Source organism: Kaarinaea lacus (assembly GCF_975902315.1).
In genome coordinates, this window is the sequence record NZ_CDLKIE010000349.1 from 1 (window position 1) to 6,937 (window position 6,937).

5 protein-coding genes and 1 pseudogene are annotated in these 6,937 nt (G+C 46.8%); all 6 read left to right on the forward strand.

All coding sequences use genetic code 11. The features are described from left to right. A partial coding sequence (locus tag ACWVCM_RS11300) for a dihydrodipicolinate synthase family protein (protein ID WP_455201860.1) occupies positions 1-525 on the forward strand: 525 nt, incomplete at its 5' end. 96 nt (positions 526-621) lie between these two features. After that, complete coding sequence (bamC, locus tag ACWVCM_RS11305; protein ID WP_455201861.1) at positions 622-1,275, forward strand: outer membrane protein assembly factor BamC; 654 nt, start codon at positions 622-624, stop codon at positions 1,273-1,275. Positions 1,276-1,308: 33 nt separating this feature from the next. Then, positions 1,309-2,070 (forward strand): MBL fold metallo-hydrolase, encoded by a 762-nt coding sequence (locus tag ACWVCM_RS11310; RefSeq protein WP_455201862.1) that lies wholly within the window; start codon positions 1,309-1,311, stop codon positions 2,068-2,070. Between the two features lie 53 nt (positions 2,071-2,123). Beyond that, the gene (purC, locus tag ACWVCM_RS11315) at positions 2,124-2,837 is read left to right on the forward strand and encodes a phosphoribosylaminoimidazolesuccinocarboxamide synthase (RefSeq protein ID WP_455201863.1); all 714 of its coding nucleotides are present in this window, start codon (positions 2,124-2,126) and stop codon (positions 2,835-2,837) included. Positions 2,838-3,113: 276 nt separating this feature from the next. Next, the gene (locus tag ACWVCM_RS11320) at positions 3,114-5,135 is read left to right on the forward strand and encodes a methyl-accepting chemotaxis protein (protein WP_455201864.1); all 2,022 of its coding nucleotides are present in this window, start codon (positions 3,114-3,116) and stop codon (positions 5,133-5,135) included. A 370-nt stretch (positions 5,136-5,505) separates the two neighbouring features. Beyond that, a pseudogene (locus ACWVCM_RS11325) lies at positions 5,506-6,937 on the forward strand (hypothetical protein); the annotation flags it as partial.

Sequence of the window (6,937 nt, forward strand, 5' to 3'; positions counted from 1 at the left end):
CATTATCGTGCGGTTGCCGAAGCGGTAGGAGTTCCGCAGATACTTTACAATGTCCCGGGTCGTACTGCCGTGGATATGCAGCCGGAAACCGTAGCGCGGTTGGCCGAAATTCCAAATATTATCGGGATCAAAGAAGCCACGGGTGATTTGCAACGCGCCAAAACTATTCTGGAAATGTGTGGTGATAAAATTGATGTTTATAGTGGCGATGATGCAACGGCTATGGATCTAATTTTACTGGGTGCTAAAGGTGATATATCCGTAACAGCAAATGTAGCTCCGCGTGCCATGCACGATATGTGTGCTGCGGCTCTTGTTGGTGACAAAGCGGCGGCTCAACAATTCAATGAACCTTTGCTGGAACTTCACAAAAACCTGTTCCTGGAGGCCAACCCAATCCCTGTAAAATGGGCGCTCTACGAAATGGGTCTCATTACGTCAGGGATACGATTGCCAATGACTGTTTTGTCTGAGCAGCATCATGATGCTGTGCGTAAGGCGATGAAGCAGGCCAATATTCTATAATTCAAATCTAAAGCATACCCGACCTATATTAATATCATGTTTTTTACCCGTATTATTGTTGTTTTTCTGTTGGGGCTTGTATTGACCGCATGTAGCATGTTCAAAAGCAATAAAGAGTTTGCACATCACAATGCGGAATCAACCAGGCCATTGGAAATACCTGATGGTTTAATTGCTCCCAGGAGCACCCAGCCGCTGGAAGTGCCGGATATAAAAGTTGACACTTTAGACCTGACCAGTGATTTGGTGGAGCCACCAACCATTATAAAAAGCGTGGATCTAAGTGAGCTTGATGCAGATAGTGGCAAGATAGCCGGTGAAGCGGGGCCTCAAGCACCCGTTGCAGAGGAAAAAACACTGCTTGCCTTCACTTCAAGGGAAGAGAAAACACCTGAAGGAGATAGTGTTTTACTGGTCGACGGTGGATTTGACCAGGTATGGCCAGCTGTGGGCCCGGCACTGGAAGAGCTGGGCTATACCCTGGACGATAGTAGTCGAGGGGGACAGTTCTATACCATTTCCAAAGAATTGATTTCGGTAAATATCGAAGAGCAAGTACATCCGGGAGATGAAAAGCCGCCGCTAAAGGAAGAATATCAAATCCACTTAAAACAGGTGGACGAAAAAACTAGAATTACTGTGCATAATAAGTATGGTGAAATGGAAGGTTCAGGTCTGTCAGATCATTTGTTATTGCAGATCAAGGGGCTACTGGAAAATCCGGCTAAAAATACCAGCAATGACGATTGATACGGTTAAACACATTTAAAGGGGGGGGTTGCTTTGCGGTTTTGTGCCCTTGGTAGTGGCAGCAAAGGTAATGCTTTGTTAATCGAGTCGCGGCAGACATGCGTTATGCTGGATAATGGTTTTTCCGTGCGTGAAACCAATAAGCGTCTTGGCATGATGGGTGTTGATCCAGAATCCATTGACGCCATACTGGTCACTCACGAGCATTCAGATCATATTAATGGTGTGGGAGCGTTTTCTCGCAAGTACGGCGTGACAGTTTATGCAACGAAAGGGACTCTGGCGTGTACTCGCCTGGGGGAATTGCCTGCCTCCAGGGTAATAAACAGTCATCAATCATTCGTAATTGGTGATCTGGAATTAAATCCTTTTCCTGTACCGCATGACGCTAAAGAGCCCTGTCAGTTTGTATTTAGTGACGGACAGCGGCGCCTGGCCATCTTAACCGATACAGGTACCAGTACTTCCCATATCGAGGAACAGCTCTCAGGTTGTGATGCCCTGGTGCTGGAGTGTAATCATGATGTCGCGATGTTGGCAGAGGGTGATTACCCATATAGTGTTAAAATGAGAGTGGCCGGTGACTATGGTCATCTTAACAACGAGCAGGCGGCAACATTGCTGCAAAGTATAGATACTTCGAGTCTGCAACACATCGTGGCAGCGCATATTAGTGAAAAGCATAACACGCAAACACTGGCACAGCAGAGTTTAAGCGCAGCGTTGAGTTGTCAGCAGGACTGGATCGCGGTCGCTGATCAGCAATGCGGTCTTGACTGGCGAGATGTGAACTAATGACTTATTCAAAATAACCTAACTGATATAACGGTGATAATCGGGGATTAACCATGGAGAAGCGTGAAGAACTGTATGCGGGAAAAGCCAAGTCTGTATATCTGACTGATGATCCGGACAGGCTGATATTGTATTTTCGAAATGATACATCGGCATTTGATGGCGAAAAAATGGAAGCACTTGACCGTAAAGGTGAAGTGAATAACAAGTTCAATGCTTTTATTATGCAAAAGATTGCTGAAGCTGGCATTCCCACCCATTTTGAGTCATTGCTTTCTGCACAGGAATCTGAAGTAAAAAAACTCGATATGTTGCCAGTGGAGTGTGTAGTAAGAAATATTGCTGCCGGCAGTATCTGTAAACGATTGGGGGTAAAAGAGGGGATTGATATAAATCCGCCTACCTTTGAGTTCTTCCTCAAGAATGATGAACTACATGATCCCATGATTAATGAGTATCACATTCGCGCCTTTGGCTGGGCGAAAGAGGAGCAGGTCAAGGCCATGCAGGAACTGACGTTCAAGGTGAATGATGTGCTTAAGGCCCTGTTCCTTGATGCGGGCCTGCTACTGGTTGATTACAAGCTGGAGTTTGGTGATTACCATGGTGAACTGGTATTAGGCGATGAATTCACACCGGATGGTTGCCGTTTGTGGGACGCTGAAACCCGGAAAAAACTGGACAAGGATCGGTTTCGTCAGGGATTGGGCGGCGTTGTGGAAGCCTATGAAGAAGTGGCGCATCGATTGGGGGTGGATTTGTCATAGCATATCCCATATCTAATGAAAGGATACATAAACTGTTGTAATTTCAAAGAATAATAGTCATGGTTCTGTCTGAACCAGCGCCTGCAAAACCCGGCCTTGAGCCGGGTTTTTCGTTTAGAGATTGGTTACATTTTGTTAAAGGTTTCTCATTATTTAGCCGAATATGTAGCTGAGATTCCATGCGATATGGGAATGATGGGAATTGTTTTGCCGGTATCGCTCAATGCCAATAAAACTGGCAGCAGAACCTTTGAATCAAATTGAAAGGACAAAACAGTGAATTTTCTCTCGCTACTTAATGTAAAACAAAAGGTATTTTCCGGCTTTGGATTAATGCAGATCCTGATCGTGGCCGTTGCGGTCAGTGCCTTAATCAGCTTGTCTTCTACTGAAACCGATGTTGTGACGATCTCCGATGAAATACAGCCTGCGGTGTTGACCGCAACCGAGTTGCAATACCATATCGAGCGAGCCAATAGCTCCCTGGGTTTTTATCTGTTAAGTAAAGAGCAATCCCACAAGGACAGTTACCTGGAAAGCCTGGCTAAGGTGGATTTAGTATTAGGTAAGCTGCAAAACATGCAAATGGTGCAGAACCAGCCTATGTTGAAAGATCACGTTGGTGAAATTGCCGGAGGAGTTGACCAATTCAAGCAATACCGTGATCGTGTGTTGGAACTGGCGGAAAGCCGCGATAAGAATATACCTGGCGTTCGATATGCGGCAGTTAATCTGAGTCCACTCGCTCAACAAATGCTGAACCTGGCTGGCTTAATGTTGCAAGCGGAAATGGAAGAAGACGTAAACGCAGAACGACGCAAGCTATTGGTGGATTTGGAGGGAATGCGTTATTCACTTGCCAGTGTGGTTAATGGTATACGTGCATATCTGGCATTCAAAAGCGATTCGTCTCTGGATGAAATTAAATTATTTTCAGAAAGCATGAATGCAACGATAAGCAGAATAAAGTCAAAGCCTGATTTACTCACACTGGATCAAGCGGATGCCCTGGAGCAGTTTGAAGGAATTCACACCAAGTTCAGTGAGCATATCAGTGAAATGATCAATATTCACAGCAGTGAAAAATGGCGTATGGATTCCTACTTGATTCGTACCGAACTGGGACCACTGGTTAGCGAAATTGGAAATCACGTGGGCATGATTGTTGGGGACTTGCGTGACCAGGCCAGCAGCACCGGTCAGACACTCGCCAACCAGGTGGCCAGGACCATTAGCCTGGTGGGTGTATTACTGGTTGTCGGTGTGTTAGTCGGATTTGCGGGATCTTTCTTTATTAGCCGCGCCATAGTTTCACCATTGTTAAAAACCAAATCTGCCATGGAAGACATTGCATCAGGTAACGGTGATTTAACTCAGCGTATCACGGTAACGGGTAATGATGAAATTGCGCAATTAGCCAATGCGTTTAACCATTTTGCCAGCAAAGTGCAGGAAATCGTCAGGGAAGTGACGGGGATCACCGAACGTGTCGCCAGTGCGTCAGAGCGTATGACCGTGGTGACTGACGAAACGAGAAAGGGAGCAGATCGCCAACAGCAGGAAACCGACGAAGTGGCCATCGCAGTAAACGAAATGGCGGCGTCAGGACAGGAAGTGGCACGGAATGCCAATGCTGCGGCTGATGCGGCGCACAACGCTGACGTGGCGGCAGATAATGGTCGTCAGGTTGTCGGGCATACTATCGAAGCCATTGATTCCCTGGCCAGAGAAGTTAAAGAAGCCGGTGCAGTTATCGACCGGGTGGAAAAGGACAGCGAAAGCATTGGTGGTGTACTGGATGTTATCAAGGGCATCGCTGAACAAACTAACCTGTTGGCATTGAACGCAGCCATTGAAGCGGCGCGTGCCGGTGAGCAGGGGCGTGGCTTTGCCGTGGTTGCCGACGAGGTGCGGACTCTGGCCTCACGGACCCAGCAATCCACCGCAGAAATTCAGACCATGATTGAGCGCTTACAGTCCGGAACGCGGGATGCAGTGTCGGTAATGGATCAAAGTCGAGAAATGGCAGAAGCCACCGTGGGACAAGCTGCTAAGGCCGGAACTTCACTGGAAGAAATCAACTCGGCAGTGACCACCATTAAAGACCTTAATTCACAAATTGCCTGCTCTGCGGAAGAGCAAAGCGCGGTGGCAGAAGAAATCAACCAGAAGGTGGTGCGCATTAGCGATATCACCGACCAGACTGCAGCAGGCGCTCAACAAACCTCCTCGGCCAGTAATGAACTCAATCAGCAGGCGGAAACACTGAAACTGTTAGTGGGACAATTTAAGGTGTAAGCATTTTCCAATTAGAATAACAGCAAAATTCGATTCTCTTCAAAAGTTTAATTTTTGCTACAGGGAAAAGGCCTCAAACGACTCGTTTGAGGCTTTTTTTTACCCCTGTATAAATTTGGTTTTTTGAGCGCGAAAGACGGAGAAATCGTTTGCGGGGTAGCGCATGATGGGGAAATTATGAACGAATCTTCGTATTGCGGCAGATCAATTTTTCATGTCGCCGCCCTGCTATTTGCGGTAAAATAGATGCTGATTTCAGGCGTATCAGTCCGATATTGAAACCGCAAAATGAAATAATACGAATGAATAACAAGTCTGTAATCCAAACTTCACAATTAACAATAATCTATCTATTGAAAAGTAAACTAGCATGTTAATCCTGCATGGTTGTCCCGCTTTGTCAGCCTTTCGGGTTGATAAACTCATCGCCAGGTTGCAGCAATCTGATATACCCATTCAGCAACTTACGGCTTCTTATATTCACATTGTCGACCTGGATGGCGCGCTTACCGACGAAGAACACAATATCCTGACACAGGTGCTTCACTATGGTCCCAGTTACCAGGATGATGCACTGCAGGGTACATCTTTGTATGTGCTGCCACGGCCCGGTACGATTTCGCCCTGGTCCAGTAAAGCGACGGATATTGCGCAGCATTGCGGGTTGAATAAAATCAGGCGAATTGAGCGCGGTGTTCACTATACCTTAAAGCTAGATGGTTCAGTGCCATTGAATGAACAACAGCTGGATTTGTTAAAACCATTCATTCACGATCGAATGACTGATGTGGTGTGGTCCGATCTGGAAATGGCCGGGCAAATATTTATTCAAGCCGAACCGGCACCGTTAAATACGGTTGATATTATTAATCAAGGTCGCCATGCACTGGTAAATGCAAATACTGCCATGGGGCTGGCTTTGGCACCGGATGAAATTGACTATCTGGTAGAAAATTTCACAACCATGCAACGTAATCCGACCGACGTTGAATTAATGATGTTCGCCCAGGCGAACTCCGAGCATTGTCGCCACAAAATATTTAATGCTGACTGGATTGTGGATGGTGAACAACAGGATCATTCTCTGTTCGGTATGATTCGTAATACCTACAAACTTCATCCTGAGAAAATTCTATCGGCTTATTCGGACAATTCAGCGGTTATTGAAGGCTCGACCGCAGGACGCTTTTTTGCGGATCCCTTGACACGACAGTATCAGTATCACCAGGAACCTGTTCATGTGTTGATGAAGGTTGAGACGCATAATCACCCCACGGCTATCTCGCCTTTTCCCGGGGCTGCGACAGGGTCGGGTGGGGAGATTCGCGACGAAGGTGCAACTGGGCGCGGTTCAAAACCTAAAGCAGGTCTCTGTGGTTTCACGGTTTCAAACCTGAAAATACCCGGTTATGAACAGGCCTGGGAACAGGATTACGGTAAACCTGGTCGAATTGATTCCGCGTTACAGATTATGCTGGAAGGTCCTGTAGGCGCTGCATCATTTAATAATGAATTTGGTCGTCCCAATATTTGCGGCTATTTCCGTAGTTTTGAACAACAGATTCCCACTGTCAATGGAGAAGAGGTACGCGGTTATCATAAACCCATTATGTTGGCGGGCGGTTTGGGAAATATTCGTGAAACCCATGTCGAAAAAGGACAGATACCGGCGGGCGCCAAACTCATCGTGATTGGTGGCCCAGCCATGTTAATTGGCCTGGGAGGTGGAGCAGCCTCCAGTATGGCCACCGGCGAAAGTCATGAAGACCTGGATTTTGCCTCGGTGCAGCGTAGCAACCCGG